19 protein-coding genes and 1 pseudogene are annotated in these 14,582 nt (G+C 37.2%); 7 read left to right on the top strand and 13 right to left on the bottom strand.

Translation table 11 applies throughout. The features are described 5' to 3' along the window. Window positions 1-133 precede the first annotated feature (133 nt). Complete coding sequence (locus PQ474_RS02255) at window positions 134-298, top strand: hypothetical protein (RefSeq protein WP_273840195.1); 165 nt, start codon at window positions 134-136, stop codon at window positions 296-298. Between the two features lie 338 nt (window positions 299-636). On the opposite strand, the gene megL is transcribed toward PQ474_RS02255, so the two are convergent. Next, window positions 637-1,824 carry a methionine gamma-lyase gene (megL, locus tag PQ474_RS02250; protein ID WP_390185990.1) on the bottom strand — a complete coding sequence of 396 codons (1,188 nt, stop codon included), beginning with the start codon at window positions 1,822-1,824 and terminating at the stop codon, window positions 637-639. Window positions 1,825-2,275: 451 nt separating this feature from the next. Here megL and PQ474_RS02245 point away from each other — a divergent pair, with 451 nt between their 5' ends. From PQ474_RS02245 to PQ474_RS02235, 3 genes are all read left to right on the top strand, one after another. Then, on the top strand, window positions 2,276-2,635 hold the full coding sequence (locus PQ474_RS02245) for a hypothetical protein (RefSeq protein WP_273840193.1): 360 nt from the start codon (window positions 2,276-2,278) through the stop codon (window positions 2,633-2,635). 318 nt (window positions 2,636-2,953) lie between these two features. Continuing rightward, the gene (locus tag PQ474_RS02240) at window positions 2,954-3,118 is read left to right on the top strand and encodes a hypothetical protein (protein WP_273840191.1); all 165 of its coding nucleotides are present in this window, start codon (window positions 2,954-2,956) and stop codon (window positions 3,116-3,118) included. Window positions 3,119-3,224: 106 nt separating this feature from the next. Continuing rightward, window positions 3,225-3,443 (top strand): hypothetical protein, encoded by a 219-nt coding sequence (locus PQ474_RS02235; protein ID WP_273840189.1) that lies wholly within the window; start codon window positions 3,225-3,227, stop codon window positions 3,441-3,443. Window positions 3,444-3,567: 124 nt separating this feature from the next. Here PQ474_RS02235 and PQ474_RS02230 read toward each other — a convergent pair whose 3' ends face one another. The 4 genes from PQ474_RS02230 to PQ474_RS02215 all read right to left on the bottom strand — a co-directional run bounded on the left by PQ474_RS02230 (window position 3,568) and on the right by PQ474_RS02215 (window position 5,740). Then, window positions 3,568-3,777, bottom strand: a complete 210-nt coding sequence (locus tag PQ474_RS02230; RefSeq protein ID WP_273840187.1) for a CDGSH iron-sulfur domain-containing protein — start codon at window positions 3,775-3,777, stop codon at window positions 3,568-3,570. A 53-nt stretch (window positions 3,778-3,830) separates the two neighbouring features. Continuing rightward, window positions 3,831-4,754, bottom strand: a complete 924-nt coding sequence (locus PQ474_RS02225; RefSeq protein WP_273840186.1) for an alpha/beta hydrolase — start codon at window positions 4,752-4,754, stop codon at window positions 3,831-3,833. Between the two features lie 335 nt (window positions 4,755-5,089). Further along, complete coding sequence (locus PQ474_RS02220) at window positions 5,090-5,383, bottom strand: phosphatase PAP2 family protein (RefSeq protein WP_273840304.1); 294 nt, start codon at window positions 5,381-5,383, stop codon at window positions 5,090-5,092. Between the two features lie 18 nt (window positions 5,384-5,401). Next, window positions 5,402-5,740: a phosphatase PAP2 family protein gene (locus PQ474_RS02215; RefSeq protein ID WP_273840185.1), complete on the bottom strand. Its 339-nt coding sequence runs from the start codon at window positions 5,738-5,740 to the stop codon at window positions 5,402-5,404. A 180-nt stretch (window positions 5,741-5,920) separates the two neighbouring features. On the opposite strand from PQ474_RS02215, the gene PQ474_RS02210 reads away from it, so the two are divergent. Continuing rightward, window positions 5,921-6,010: a YjcZ family sporulation protein gene (locus PQ474_RS02210; protein ID WP_035663752.1), complete on the top strand. Its 90-nt coding sequence runs from the start codon at window positions 5,921-5,923 to the stop codon at window positions 6,008-6,010. Window positions 6,011-6,277: 267 nt separating this feature from the next. Here PQ474_RS02210 and PQ474_RS02205 read toward each other — a convergent pair. Further along, a pseudogene (locus PQ474_RS02205) lies at window positions 6,278-6,370 on the bottom strand (NAD(P)H:quinone oxidoreductase, type IV); the annotation flags it as partial. A 170-nt stretch (window positions 6,371-6,540) separates the two neighbouring features. Then, window positions 6,541-6,735, bottom strand: a complete 195-nt coding sequence (locus PQ474_RS02200; RefSeq protein ID WP_273840184.1) for a hypothetical protein — start codon at window positions 6,733-6,735, stop codon at window positions 6,541-6,543. 115 nt (window positions 6,736-6,850) lie between these two features. On the opposite strand from PQ474_RS02200, the gene PQ474_RS02195 reads away from it, so the two are divergent. Then, the gene (locus PQ474_RS02195; RefSeq protein WP_273840183.1) at window positions 6,851-7,246 is read left to right on the top strand and encodes a GNAT family N-acetyltransferase; all 396 of its coding nucleotides are present in this window, start codon (window positions 6,851-6,853) and stop codon (window positions 7,244-7,246) included. A gap of 82 nt (window positions 7,247-7,328) precedes the next feature. Here the strand turns inward: PQ474_RS02195 and ald are convergent, their stop codons facing one another. Both ald and PQ474_RS02185 read right to left on the bottom strand, forming a co-directional pair. Beyond that, window positions 7,329-8,450, bottom strand: coding sequence for an alanine dehydrogenase (gene ald / locus PQ474_RS02190; protein WP_273840180.1), 1,122 nt, complete (start codon window positions 8,448-8,450; stop codon window positions 7,329-7,331). A 139-nt stretch (window positions 8,451-8,589) separates the two neighbouring features. After that, a complete protein-coding gene (locus PQ474_RS02185) occupies window positions 8,590-9,009 on the bottom strand; it encodes a hypothetical protein (protein WP_273840179.1) in 420 nt (139 codons plus the stop codon). Between the two features lie 125 nt (window positions 9,010-9,134). On the opposite strand from PQ474_RS02185, the gene PQ474_RS02180 reads away from it, so the two are divergent. Next, window positions 9,135-9,566: a DUF2621 domain-containing protein gene (locus PQ474_RS02180; protein WP_273840177.1), complete on the top strand. Its 432-nt coding sequence runs from the start codon at window positions 9,135-9,137 to the stop codon at window positions 9,564-9,566. A 41-nt stretch (window positions 9,567-9,607) separates the two neighbouring features. On the opposite strand, the gene PQ474_RS02175 is transcribed toward PQ474_RS02180, so the two are convergent. The 4 genes from PQ474_RS02175 to PQ474_RS02160 form a co-directional block, all read right to left on the bottom strand. Continuing rightward, the gene (locus PQ474_RS02175) at window positions 9,608-10,150 is read right to left on the bottom strand and encodes a DUF6944 family repetitive protein (protein ID WP_273840175.1); all 543 of its coding nucleotides are present in this window, start codon (window positions 10,148-10,150) and stop codon (window positions 9,608-9,610) included. A gap of 157 nt (window positions 10,151-10,307) precedes the next feature. Further along, a complete protein-coding gene (locus PQ474_RS02170) occupies window positions 10,308-10,814 on the bottom strand; it encodes a CcdC family protein (protein ID WP_273840174.1) in 507 nt (168 codons plus the stop codon). Window positions 10,815-11,017: 203 nt separating this feature from the next. Beyond that, window positions 11,018-12,805, bottom strand: coding sequence for an ABC transporter ATP-binding protein (locus PQ474_RS02165; protein ID WP_273840172.1), 1,788 nt, complete (start codon window positions 12,803-12,805; stop codon window positions 11,018-11,020). Continuing rightward, entirely contained in the window at window positions 12,795-14,558 is a 1,764-nt protein-coding gene (locus PQ474_RS02160) for an ABC transporter transmembrane domain-containing protein (RefSeq protein WP_273840171.1), read from the bottom strand. Before PQ474_RS02160 ends, PQ474_RS02165 begins: the two co-directional genes overlap by 11 nt. Window positions 14,559-14,582: the final 24 nt, after the last annotated feature.

Raw genomic sequence — 14,582 nt, 5'->3', positions numbered from 1 at the left:
GTTCAACTCATTTTTCGAATGATCGTTTATCTTGTGATTCTGTTGTCTATGCTGAATTACAGAGACGCATATTTAATTAATTACTAATTCGTTCGTTAGCCAAAAGAAAAACTCGACCTAATAGGAGGGATTTATGGTTTCTTTTCGAGGAGATGCACATAAATTTTATTTAAAGCTAAAAAAAGAAGCCGCTAAAGGATTAAACTCAGAGAAATTGCGAGAAATACAGGAGCTTAAGGAGATTAAAAATTTCTACGAAACAATTGACACTTCAACACTTGAAAACATTCACCATTAGATTCTAAAAGAAAAAAATGGATCCGGTCTCATTCCAATTCTTGTCACAGCAGTGCCCTGGGTCCTCTTTATTTTTGGGAAACAAGTTCAAGCTTTTTTTGAAAACGACAACTACATGTGGGTTATATTTGTCTTACTCTATTTATTTGCAGTTACGATTAGCGTCAGCATTCATTTTAGAGAACGTTCATGGGCAACTGTTCATTCAAGAATTATTGAAGATATTTTCAGAAAAAGAAATGTTCATTTCCAAAGCTACTCGGATGAATAGGAGATTATAATTAACTAAAAAAAGTGACTCTGGTGCTACTGCCACTCTTGAGTCACATTTCTAATGCATTATATAGAATCTAACGCCTGTTCTATATCTCCCCAAATATCTTCCCACGCTTCAAGACCCACTGATAAACGCAACATTTCATTGGAGATTCCCATGTCCTTTCTAATATTTTCAGGAACAACGGCATGTGTCATAGATGCAGGGTGTTGAATCAAGGTTTCCGCATCACCCAGACTTACGGCAATTTTGATGAGTTTTAAGTGATTAACTACTTTAACGGTATCTTCATAGGTCCCTTCAAGTTCAAAGGAAAGTAGTCCTCCTGCTTTACTCATTTGTTTTTTCATGACATCATGATCAGAATGAGAGGCATGACCTGGATAATAGACCGACTTCACTTTTGCATGGTTTATTAAGCGGTTGGCTATCATTTCAGCATTTTCACAATGCCGCTCCATCCTTACAGCTAAAGTCTTGATTCCACGAATTAACAACCATGCGTCGAATGGTGAGATTACACCTCCAATATCCTTTTGAGTCGTTTTCTTAATCTCTTCAATAGTTGTTGCCTCTCCAACAACAATACCTCCTATAACATCGCCATGCCCGCCAATATACTTCGTTGCGCTGTGCACTACTATGTCACAGCCTAAAAATAATGGTTTCTGTAAATACGGTGTCGAAAACGTATTATCTACGACAACTTTAATCCCTTTCTCCTTAGCAATGCTAACAAGTAATTGTAGATCAATTAGTCTCATGGTTGGGTTAATGGGCGTCTCTATATAAATACAAGTTGTATTCTCATTTATGTGAGAGCGAATTTCTTCAGCCGTTGATAAATCTGATAAAGTATAATCAATGTGATATTTTTCCTTAAGTAATTGAAGAAGTCCAAACGTACATCCATAGACTCCTCTCGAGCACAAGATGTGATCATTCGCTTTGGTTACGTTCATTAAAACCGCTGAAACTGCTGCCATGCCAGAAGAAAAACCTAAAGCAGCTTCACCTTCTTCTAGTTGAGCCATTCGTTCCTCTAAAACCGTGACCGTCGGATTGGTCAGTCTAGAGTAAATGTAACCGTCCTCCGTACCCCCGAATCGTCTCGCTCCTTGCTCTATTGATGAGAACGTAAAAGTTGATGTTTGATAAATGGGGGGAGTTAAACTGTCAAGATGTTTTTTAGGGTCATAACCAGAATGAATTGCTTTCGTTTCAAAGCGGTGTGTATTCTCATTTTTCACCCTTATCCATCTCCTTTCCTCTAATGATGGTAACGCTTTCATTTTATCTTACTTTCACTACTCTCATTTCGTTACACTTCCATGAAAAAAGACGCATACAGCGTCCTTTATCCTCCACCAAATATAAGAATAATAATAGCAGCAATTGCACAACCAATGACGCCGGCTGTTACAAAAGGCTTCAAGCGATCTAATATTGTCATTTGGGCATCCCCCTTATCCAATCTTAAGTGCTCGAATAGTAAATTATATGTACAAACCTCACTTCTAAGACATTTTATTTATAGGAGTTTTGGGGTGTTTTCACAAATGATACTAGCTATGAATACATGCTACAAACGATTTACATTGCTCAAATGATTTTATTTCTGCTAGAATAATACTATTGCCAAATGAGGGCTTACTGAAAAAATTTTTTTATCAGTTTTCTCTCAAATGAGGAGGTCTTTTTTTGTTTAAAGGTAAAGCTTTCTGTGAAGCTAGCATTATTTTATACTCCAAACTTCATGCAAAAGAAGAAGAGTTAACCAAGAGAATTAAATCCATTTCTAATTATCAAAGTCCTACTGTTAAGGTAACAGATGTGCGTATCGTATCTACTGGTTACGATGAAAAGTATATGGAAAATTTCACATCATTATCAGTCCGAGCTGACGTTCTTGTAAAATACGATCCTCACATCACCCACCTGAATGATTACCGAGTGAGGGCGTGTACCATTTTAAGAGAACAGCTTCCTAGATCAGGTGCGATCATGGCTCATTCAATAGACACCTATACCCCTTTAAGAGATTCAGGTTTTAAAAGATAAAAATGTTTTTCAACATAAACCATCTCGAGCTTCTCTCCCCTCCCTTTTCTAGCGCAACAATTCCTTTGTCTCGCTTAAATTTTCACTTAAAAAAGGCGCAACTTAAACGAGTCTACTGAAAATAAACTTTTTCGTAGCCTTGTTAGGGGCGCCTTTTTATGGATAAATTATTACTCTTGTCCTACCGTCAGTATGATTTCCATACAAACGTAGTTAAATGTTTCTCTTCATTTTTTTTTTCAAAAGCGGAATTTATTCTTAATAAAAGGGAAGGTTTCTGAATATATTTTGTTAAATTCCTTAACGGAGGTGTTGTCTATGGTTCATTGGAAAGTTACGGCCATCTTAAAAAACGGGGATTATGTACTTCAATACGGGTCTTCTGAAAACGAAGAAATGGCGCAAGAGCATATGAAAGCGGAAGAGGTACTAATTAGGCAGCAATATCAAGATCATATAAGTGAGATGCAATATTGGATTTGATTGATAAAGGTTTCCATTTCAGAATCTAAATTATATTTTTCTCCCTATATCACTCCTTCATGTGACTAGCATATTATATATCATCACATGAACGGAGAGATGAATGATGGCGAAAAAAACGAATAAGAAAAAAGCAGCTCCTAAAATTTCTGCGAGTGAAAAATATGCATTTACAATGAAGATGGTCACCTCTGATACATGTTTTTCTTGTAAACAACAATGCACTAGAGGCCTAGCGTACTTAAACAAAATGTCTGTTCCTGGCGCTATAGGAAAAGGCGTACCTTGTGTGCTCACTAAGGGGCGTGCAACAAACAAGAGGTAAATCTTCTCGTTGCCATTGTTTTGTTAATAGATGATTCCATCTCATATAAGTCTAAAAAAGCGTAATGGATTGAATCAGGGTCCACTACGCTTTTGCTTTTTCTAATACTTAACAACCTCTCTGTCTATTTAGCTCTCGGTGCACTCTCAAATCCAATTGCCTTATGTGCACCATCACAGTAAGGTTTATTATTAGAGGCACCGCATCTACAGAGGGAAAAGGTTGGTTTTGATTCGTATGGATTTCCTTCTCCGTCCACTAATTCAACATCACCTGTTACACGGATAGATCCGTTATCATTTACTTTTAAAACTACTTTTTTCGTTTCACTCATATTTATCACCCCTTTATGAAGATTATACCATTCTGAACGTAGACAAGAAGATATTATAATTGTTGTTCTACCCATTTTATTATATCAAGTGTCACATCATCCCTATTAACTTCATTCAGCATTTCATGACGTCCTTTTTTATAAAACTTATACTGGATATTTCTTATTCCTTGCTTTTTATATTGATGAATGACATTTAATACGGCTTTTGTTTTTTTTCCTAAGGGATCCTGGTCTCCACTAAAAAAGAAAAACGGCAAATCTTTCTCTATTTTTTTGACTTCCTCATCTTGATGGATGAGTTCAAGGCCTTCAAATAAATCTTCAAAAAAACCGGCTGTCGGGATAAACCCACACAACGGATCGTCAATATATTTTTGAACTGCCGTTTTATCTCGAGAAAGCCAGTCATACTCTGTTTTTGGTGATTTTATTTTTTTGTTGTAATGACCAAATACGAGTTTGTTTAATAACGGGCTTTCTTTTTGTTTCCCCAATTTTCGAATTTGGCTTTTCACTACGTTCTTAGCAAGTTTTCCCGCAATCCCAGGGTCACCGCCCGTACCTGAGATGATTGCACCTTCTACTACACCCTGGTATTTTTGAATAAATCGTCTTACTAAAAACGAACCCATGCTATGACCTAATAAGAAAACAGGAACTTCTTGATGTTGATGATGAATAAATTCATTGATCTCCTTTAAATCCGTCACCGCCCGGTCAAAACCGTTTTCATCATTAAAATGACCAAGCAACCCACTCTTCTCTCCTGTTCTGCCATGCCCACGGTGATCATTTGCGTAAACCATTATCCCATTAACAACCAACTGCTCCGCAAATGTTTGATAACGTGCTCCGTGCTCCGCCATCCCATGAGCAATTTGAATGATTGCTCTTGGTGCTACCGTTTCATCACTCCACCTATAGACAAAAATTTCATGGTTATCAGACATGGGAATCCACATTTTCTTCTCCATTCATGCTCTCCCCCTTATAAAAAAAGACCAAAGTTTACATTTGGTCTTTTACCTTCCTATAAACATTCATATCCTTCTTTAGACGGAAACATTCCCTTTATCAATGTATTTATTGTTCTCTGATTGATAGATATTTAACTTTACAAACACATACGGTGCACCAAGTAATCCCCACAATCCAATGCAACTATAGTGAATAAAAATCAAATATAGATAGATCTGGAAAAATTATTTTCAACCCGACCTGAAGACCAAATAAACCTATAATCCCAATCAAATAAGCAAACATTTTTCTGGCTAGCTTACCGCTTATATTCATCCGAACTTTCTTTGATTCAAGCAAAATACCCTATTCCTGCACCTAATAGAAAACCTGCATATTTAATTCCCTCTTCTTCAGAGAATACCGCTATGATCAATAGCGATGTAACGATTGCAAGTACCCAATGATAGGTAACAGAAAGTTTCGCTATTTTGTCTTGAACGAAAATAGCCATAATTAATACGATTACAGCCACCATGACTCCGATAAGTACATCACTTGGCCAATGTAGCCCGGTATAAAGTCTGGAAAAAGAAATGAGACCAACTAGAGCAACCGATAAAATCCAAAATGAAGGTCTTCTCACCAATTAACCTAAATACCCCTAAAGTGTTGTTGAACCTTGGGCATGTCCGCTCGGAAAGGAATCATATGGATAATGACTTCCAACCTCTGCTGATGAAATGAAGATTGACTGAACACCCTCCACTCCTATTGGTCGCAAAATTGCATAAGTGATTTTTAAAAAGGCATTTACAGTCACAGAAAGTAAGAAAATATAAAACAACCTGAAACCTGCTGTTTTAGAAAAGCACCAATAAACGAGTGGTACTAGTAAAAAGTAAAACTCTTCATTCCCTAAAAAAGTTAAAACGACCGCAATGCTGTCTAACAATGGGTGTTGATACTGTGTGATCGTTCTTAAAAACTCAGCTTGATTCATATATCCTCCAAAAAATATAAAATAATTACTTTTATTACTTCCACCTTTAGTAAACGTTTTCCTTTAATCCTGAAAAAAATGTAGAGCGTTGTTACAACCTTCCGATTTCCATTCTTCTTTCACCTTTTTATTTTTCTTACATAGGTATATGGTGTAGCAACTCAAAAAGGAGGTTATCTCATGACTCACTTTGCAGGCGCTAGCAGCTTTACACTAATTGTTGTGTTATTTATTTTATTAGTGATTGTTGGTTCTGCTTATATCGCATAAGTAGACTGAATTAAATCTCAAAAGGTGTTGTTTAAAACCTTTTGGGATTTGATTTTATATGTAGGCCTCTTAATTAAATTTTCTCGCTTGGGGCAAAGGACCTTCTACACACGCTTATTATACTAAGATAATTCTGTAGTCACTTTAAAAGAGAGTTTACATTACGTGTTGCTTCCTGACCACTCAAACTACCCCTACAATAAAAAAACATGTTAAAAGGGATTGACCAGGTCAATCCCTTTTAACATGTTTTTTAAAGTTTCTTCGTCCTGTTTCAGTACCACCTTCTTCTGCCCACTGAGCAAGCTGATAATTAGTACCTGTTGAACTATAATAGATAACGGCTAAATTTACTGACATGATGGGTGTTCTCCTTTTTTGGCTAAATTGAACTTCCTCACTATTTTTAGCGTAATAGATGGTACTATTCAGCAAAACATGAGGAAAAAGCAAGTACCCATTAATGTAACAGGTACTTGCTTTGAAGATATTTACCTATTTGTATGAAGAAAGAACCAGAATTATCCCTTCTATTTTGTCCAGCCAGGCTCATACGTGTAGATGGTCTCTCCACCGTGCTGTGCGTTCCCTCGAAAATCAATGGCATCTTCCTGTTTTAACAATACTCCGCAAAAAGCTAAGAAATCACCTTTTGACACACGATAAGATTCTATTTCCTTATTTCGTAGCTGTTGCAAAATCATTAGAATATCTTCATTATTCATCTTTATACTTCCTTTCATAACAATAACACAAACTCAAATAAAGCATTGAAAACGACTTTAACTCATAGTAGGATCATAATAATCAATATTTTACCAGAGAGTTGGAGGAATTCCTATGATTACCTATAAAGTGAATGAAGCCATTAGTCCTGAACAAATGGCAAAGGTGTTTCAAGAATCGGGCATCAAACGCCCCACTTCGGATTTAGCTAGGTTAAAAAAGATGATTGATCAAGCTGATTTACTTATTACAGCCTGGGATCAAAATGAATTAGTTGGACTCGCTCGTTCCCTTACCGATTTTGCTTACTGCTGCTATTTATCCGATCTCGCTGTCCATTCTAGCTATCAAAAATCAGGAGTCGGTAAAGCCTTATTTGAACAAACTCGAGTTGCAATTGGGGATCAATGTAGCTTAGTCCTACTCTCCGCTCCAGGAGCTATGGACTACTATCCAAAAATAGGGATGGATCAAGCTGAAAATGCATTTGTCATTAAAAGAAAACAGTAAGCTCTAAGGTCTAAAATTGATCTAATAACTAAAAAGGCTACATTTCTTAGTAGAAATGTAACCTTTTTCCCATTCTAATTACCTACACTTTTGCTAATGCTTCTGTTACCGATGTATATTCATATCCAAGATCACTAGCCACAGCTGCATAAGTGACCGAACCAGCTGCTGTGTTCAACCCAAGCTCTAATGCATGATTGTCTACTAAAGCCTGTTTTACGCCTTTGTTGGCTATTTGTAGGGCATATGGAATTGTAACGTTCGTTAGAGCTATGGTTGATGTTCTAGGAACAGCACCTGGCATATTAGCTACAGCATAGTGAACAACATCATGCTTCGTATACGTAGGTTCATCATGAGTTGTAATACGATCAACGGTTTCTATGATTCCACCCTGGTCAATCGCTACATCAACCACAACTGATCCTGGCTTCATTGATTGGATCATTTCTTCTGTTACCAATTTTGGTGCTTTTGCTCCTGGGATGAGTACAGCCCCAATCACTAAATCAGAATCTGCTACTGCTTCAGCAATATTAAGAGGGTTTGACATTAATGTTTGAATGTCTGTTCCATATAAATCGTCTAATTGACGTAAACGATCAGGACTAAGATCCATAATGGTTACATCTGCACCTAAACCCATTGCGATCTTCGCTGCATTTGTTCCGACAACGCCTCCACCAATTACCGTCACTTTTCCACGTTTTACACCTGGTACCCCAGACAACAAAATTCCTTTACCGCCTTTTGGTTTTTCAAGAAATTGTGCGCCAATTTGAGCAGCCATCCGTCCTGCTACTTCGCTCATTGGCGTAAGAAGCGGTAATGTCCGACCAACCTGAACCGTTTCGTAGGCAATTGCTGTTACTTCTTTTTCTACTAATGCTTTAGCAAGTTCTGGTTCTGCAGCTAAATGTAAGTAAGTAAATAAAATTAACCCTTTACGGAAATAACCATACTCTGATGGTAATGGTTCTTTTACCTTCATAATCATGTCTACTTTTTCCCAAATCGATACAGTGTCCGCTTCAATTTCCGCTCCAGCTTGTGCGTATGCTTCATCATCAAACCCACTACCGACACCAGCGTCTTTCTCAATCATAACTTGATGTCCCGCTTGTACAAGGGTCATTACGCTTGCCGGTGTCATTGCAACTCGATTCTCGTTGTTCTTAATTTCTTTAGGTACACCAATTAACATATCAAGTCCTCCTCGAATCATAACTAAGTTATTGTTAGTATAGCCACTTATAGAGAACTTGACATTGTCTAGATTGCAAAACGTTCATTTATTCGTTTGTAAGAAACCACAAACACAATACCAAATTCAACCAATTATATTACAAATAGATCACAACTTTCATTAAAAACATCGACAAAATGGCAATCATCAGTACAAAACTAAAAAATCTTAACTTCGCAATTTCATCCTCTGTTGATTGGTGTAACTCTTGTTTTTCTAATATTACTCTCACCATTTTAGCTGACATTCCTAGAAATGCACTTATAGCTAGCCAAATGAGTGTAACGATCATAAACCAAACAGTGAACCAATTGGTTGTCATTAATATCCCTGAAACGACCGCGACGACTACTCCCCCATGAGCAGCCCAGATGATTCGTTTGTAGATTTTCAACAAAAGCTGAAATCGACCAGGCTCGTCCAACAAACTCCCTTTAATTAAGAAAGGAAATGGAATAAGTAGAAAAAATAAGACCGCAACAAGCATATGAAACGCATAACTAATTAAATAGATCATTTTATCACCTCAGCTTATAATCTTACCATTACAACTCCATTTATGGAACAAACATGTGCTATTCTATTAGCGAGCCATTGTTTTTTATGGTAGGATAGGAATGAATAAAAGCTGAGGTGAAGACTATGCCTACTTGGTTTATGTGGTTTATTGTTTTATGGACCATTTTCTTAATAACTGTTATGTTTATTGGTGGATATTTTATGTTTCGGAAATTCCTAAAAAGGTTTCCAAAAGAAGACGGAAAGTCCATTTTAGACTGGCAGGATTATTACATCGAGAAAACGTTACATTTATGGAAAGATGAACAACGTCAGCTCCTAAATGATTTAGTTGAACCAGTTCCCGAGTTATTCCGTGATGTAGCAAAAGGGAAAATAGCTGGTAAGATTGGTGAACTAGCATTAAAGGATCAGATAAGCGAATTGACATTAGATTATATTATCCGAGGATATATTCTAGCTACGCCTAAACGCGATCATAAATTTCTTAAGAAGAAACTTAGAGAAAAGCAGATTGATATGAAACCCTATGAGAAGTTGTTAGAATCCTCTTAGAGAAAGTAAAAAGCAAGAAGCCACTAGAGCGCTTCTTGCTTTTATTCTCGATTCTCTTCCTGATAAGTTAGAACAATTGCCTGTAAGAATGCACCAGAGGTTTGAATCCAACTTCCTATAAACGTTAGAAACCTTCCTTTTTGTTCCAATCCAGACAACTCATATACTCCACCAATCGCCTCCAGTCCAGGGCCTATTATTTGTAGTCGAATAGCTATTAATAAAGTATCGTCATCTTTATTTACTGCTGAAATAGCCGGACCGAGCACTTGTAACATATCCCCTAGAATTTCAAGTCGTATGCTCTCAAAATCTTCTTCTCCTGCTTCTAGCTGCTGCGAGACAGCGATACCCGAAGTTGCTGCGCCTGCAGCTTCAATCCAATCGCCTATTCTATCCAATTTATTCGTTTCACCAATCGCTTGTAATGCATTACCCAATGCCTGAATTCCTTCTCCTATAAGTATTAATTTTTGATTCGCAATCGTTGTTTCGACAAGTTGCTCTGTGTTACCAATCGATGAGAGAAGCTGGCCGATAGCATCAAGCCAACTCCCAGTTAATTGAAGCTGTTGGTTCTCCACTATACAACCACCTCACATACTAGTGCTTTTATTTACATCTTATTCAATAACTTTTTAGAAGGAATCCGCTTTAACGTCTATTTCCCCTAAATAAGGGTAATCTCACGTCACTAAAAAAAGACCATTTTAAACTAAATGGCCTTTTACCTAAAACAGTTTACGGTTGCATAGAGACGGCATTCGCTTTAACATGTTTTTCAAGATCTTTCTCGATTTTTCGGTAGTTTACAAACATTGATATCCGCCAAGGTAAAATCATTCCATATGCTAAAAGAAAGAACATCCCCGCAAGTTCTTCTACATTAATGGTATCTCCAATCAATAGCTTAAAGATAATTCTTATTAGTAATAAACCAATCAAAATAAATGCAAATGCTTTTGATCTTTTTAAATAGATTTCTTGACCTCTGATCTCAAACTTTGACGTCTTTATTAATAAGATAGAAAAAATCATTCCTACCGTAACAGCTTCTATCACTTGTAGAAAAGCTGGTCTAGCTGGTTCATATAAGAACATTAAGAATCCAGTTGACATGGCAAAGGGCGGTATAATAATTTTCTTAACTGAAACTGGTTTCTTAGTCGCTCGTAAACGAATGATCATAGCAATCGATGCCATTACCACAGCTCCAACCGAAGTGATCCAAACATAGATGTCGTCCAAGCTGTTCACCCCTTTCCTCTATTCGCGGTGAAGTAGTTGTCTCTTAAAGATACATGAAAGCTTGTCCTCTTTCAATCATTTAACTCAAAAGGATTCTCTTTATAGTTTGTCTATTTCTTTATATTCTTTAAGTTCATTATCCATTGTGCAAATTTAAAAAGAGAAACACCTTCACCAGTAGAAGATGCCTCTCGTTTCTTATTTTATTTAGTATGCTCTAATTCTGATCCTTTTTGTAACAAGTACATCTTATGGTAGAGACCTTTTTGCTGAAGTAACTCTTGATGATTCCCTCGCTCTACAATTTCTCCCTTGTGAAGCACGATAATTTGATCAGCCTCTTTAATGGTTGATAGTCTGTGCGCAATGGCAATCGTCGTTCGTCCTTTTTGCATTCGTTTCAGTGCATCTTGAATAGCCTCTTCCGTTTCTGTATCGACATTGGCTGTTGCTTCATCTAAGATTAAGATTTTAGGATTGGTTGCAATGGTCCTAGCAAACGATAAAAGTTGTCTTTGGCCACTGGATAACGTAGAGCCCCGCTCTGTCACCTCAGCCTCGTACGCACCAGGCAATCGTTCAATAAATTCATTGGCCCTTACAAATTCAGCTGCCGCCTTAACTTCACTGTCGAATAACTGATCTCTATACAACCTAATGTTGCTTGTTATCGTTCCTGTATATAAAAATGGATCTTGAAGAACGAGACCTACATTTTCCCTTAGCTCAGTATTTGCAAATTGGCTTAGTGGATGTCCGTCAATCAAAATTTCTCCTCGTTCTAATGGGTAAAATCTCATTAAGACATTGATAATTGAGCTTTTTCCACTTCCGGTATGGCCAACTAAAGCAACTGTTTCACCCTTTTTAACAGTAAAGGAAATGTTCTTCAACACATCTGTTTCCCCATCATAAGAAAATGATACATTTCTAAATTCAATATTACCTTTTTCAATCAAAGGAGAAGTAGTACCTGTTTGAACGGGAGCAAATTCTTTATGATCCATGAGCTTGAACACACGCCCACCAGAGACAATGGCTTGTTGAAATAAAGACAATCGCATCATCATTTGATTAACCGGTTCAAAAAAACGATCCAAATAGTTTACAAATGCATATAATACCCCTATTTCAACAGGGCTAACAAAAGACGTCACCCCAAAAAAGCTCAAGATCAAAATAAGCGCCAAGATGGAAATTAAATCAACTGCTGGTCTCAGCAAGAGACCGTCTAATTTCATTGTTTTTATACCAGCTTGAAAGTGCTCCTCATTAACATCACTAAACTCTTTTCTAAGCCTACGCTCTTGACGGAACATCTGAACGATTGCCATCCCTTGAATCGTCTCATTCATTTTAGCATTTAATAAACTTAACTTTTCACTCATATCCGCATACAAACGTGAGCTTATACGGCGATAGAGTTGCATAAGACCAAAAATAATCGGTAAAAGAATCATACAAAAAAGAGCAAGTGTTGGGTTTAAGTAGAACATCGCAATAAATATACCTATTAAAAACAAAATGTTCTGTACAAAATTAGCAAGAACCGTTAAATAAAATTCTTTGATTGATTCTGTATCATTTGTAATTCTTGAAATGAGAGCCCCTGCTGGCGTTTTATCAAAAAATTTCAGCCCCTGTCTCTCAACATTCGAGAAAACATCAACACGCAACTCTTGAACAATTTTTAACGAGATCGTTTGAAACATAAATGCCTGAAAATAATTAATAAAAACAGAAGAAATGTGTAGAACGACATATAGAATCCCTAACCAAAGCAAGGGCTCAAATGGAAATTCCCCTGGTGTTAAGTAATCATCAATAAAAATTTTCACCAAAATCGGTCCAATGAGTTCAGCAGCTGTTGCGAGTAAGAGCAAGACAAAAGCTAGGAGCAATGATTTTTTATGGTTTTTCGCATAGCCAAGTAAGCGCCATAAAATCGCACGCTGCTCCTTACTCGTTAAAATTTGATCCTTATGCTTCATCTTGCTGACCTCCTTGTTCAACAAGCTCTTCTAGTTGTTGGTGCTCATACATTTTCCGATACCAGCCACGCTCTTTCATTAACTCCTCATGTGTTCCCTGCTGGATGATTTCTCCTTTATCTAATACAAGGATTAAATCTGCATGTTTAATGGCACTTAAGCGATGAGCTGTAATGATCGTTGTTTTTCCTGCTCTGTTCTTTCGTAAAGAATGTAAAATTCTCTCTTCTGTTTTTGCATCTACAGCTGAGAGTGAGTCATCTAGTATGAGTACATTCGGTTCAGGAAGAATCGCTCTAGCAATGGAAATTCTTTGCTTTTGCCCTCCTGATAACGTAACACCTCTCTCGCCAACTACCGTCTCATAACCATCCTTAAATGAAAGGATATCCTCATGAATACTAGCCAGCTTACAACTCGCTATTATTTCACTGATTGTTGCTGAAGGCTTAGCGAACGCAACATTATCAGCAATAGTCGCAGAAAAAAGAAAGTGGTCTTGCGGCACATGACCAAAAGTCGCTTTCAAATCATCCAGACGGTACTGCTGTAATGTTCGCTCTCCAATAGAAATCGAACCATCCTCTATGTCATATTCTCGTTGTAACAATCGGATTAACGTTGATTTTCCACTCCCTGTCTTCCCAACAATGCCAAGGGTTTTTCCTTCTTCTAGTTTGAAATCAATGTTTAAGAGTGCTCGTTCTTCACTTCCCGGGTACGAAAACTGATGAATGGTTACTTGAAGATTACCTGTTACTTGCTGCTCACTCGATGCTTTCTCATCAGTAATGTCTTGTTTCACCGATAGCAAAGAATATATTCGATCATATGAAGCTCGTCCTCTTTCCACAATGTTAAATAACCATCCAAACGCAAGCATCGGCCAAATAAGTAAGCCCAAATATAAAGTGAAGCTAGTTAATTGCCCTAAGGTTAAATCACCAGTAATGACGAATCTAGCTCCAAATACAACCGCTAAGAAATAAGATATTCCAACAATTAAAGAGATCGTTGGATCAAACAAAGCATCAATTTTAGCAACTGCCACGTTTTTATCAACAACCTCTTTTGACTTTGTTTTAAATCGTTCAACTTCATCCTGTTCTTGACCGAACGTTTTCGCTACTCTGACTCCCGTTACGCTTTCTTGAACATTGTTATTCAACTCTGAGAAGGCAGATTGTGCATGGTGAAAACGTTTGTGTAGTAGAGTCCCATAGTAACTTGTCAGGTAGGCCATAAAAGGCATGGGAATTAAACAAATTAAAGTGAGCTGCCAACTTATCGTAGCAGCCATCGTAATAATAACAAATCCTCCCATTGTTAGAGAGTCGACCAAAGTTAAAACCCCTTGCCCTGCGGTCATTTGGACGGCACGAATATCATTAGTCGCATGCGCCATCAGATCACCCGTTCGATGACGCTGATAAAAACGATGAGACATATTCGTAAAGTGTTCGTATAATTGATTTCGTAATAAACGTGCTAATCGAATAGAAGCTCCAAAAATCATAATTCGCCAAACATATCTAAGGCCGTATGTTAATAAACCAATCACTAATAAAACTCCCACCCACATGAGAAGAAGGTTTCTAGTTAATGTTTCTTCAACGATATGGTCGACAATAACCCCTACAATTAACGGAGGGACTAGTGTAAAGAACGAAACAAAAGCTAAAATAACAACCCCTAACCCATAAGCCATTTTTTCTTGTTTAAAAAACCACCATAGATCTTTAAATACTTTCACGCTCTAGATAACACCCTTCTTAAG

Source organism: Halalkalibacter alkalisediminis (assembly GCF_028610705.1).
In the GTDB taxonomy this organism is placed as follows: domain Bacteria; phylum Bacillota; class Bacilli; order Bacillales; family Bacillaceae_D; genus Halalkalibacter; species Halalkalibacter alkalisediminis.
This window is presented reverse-complemented; position numbering and strand designations above follow the sequence as displayed.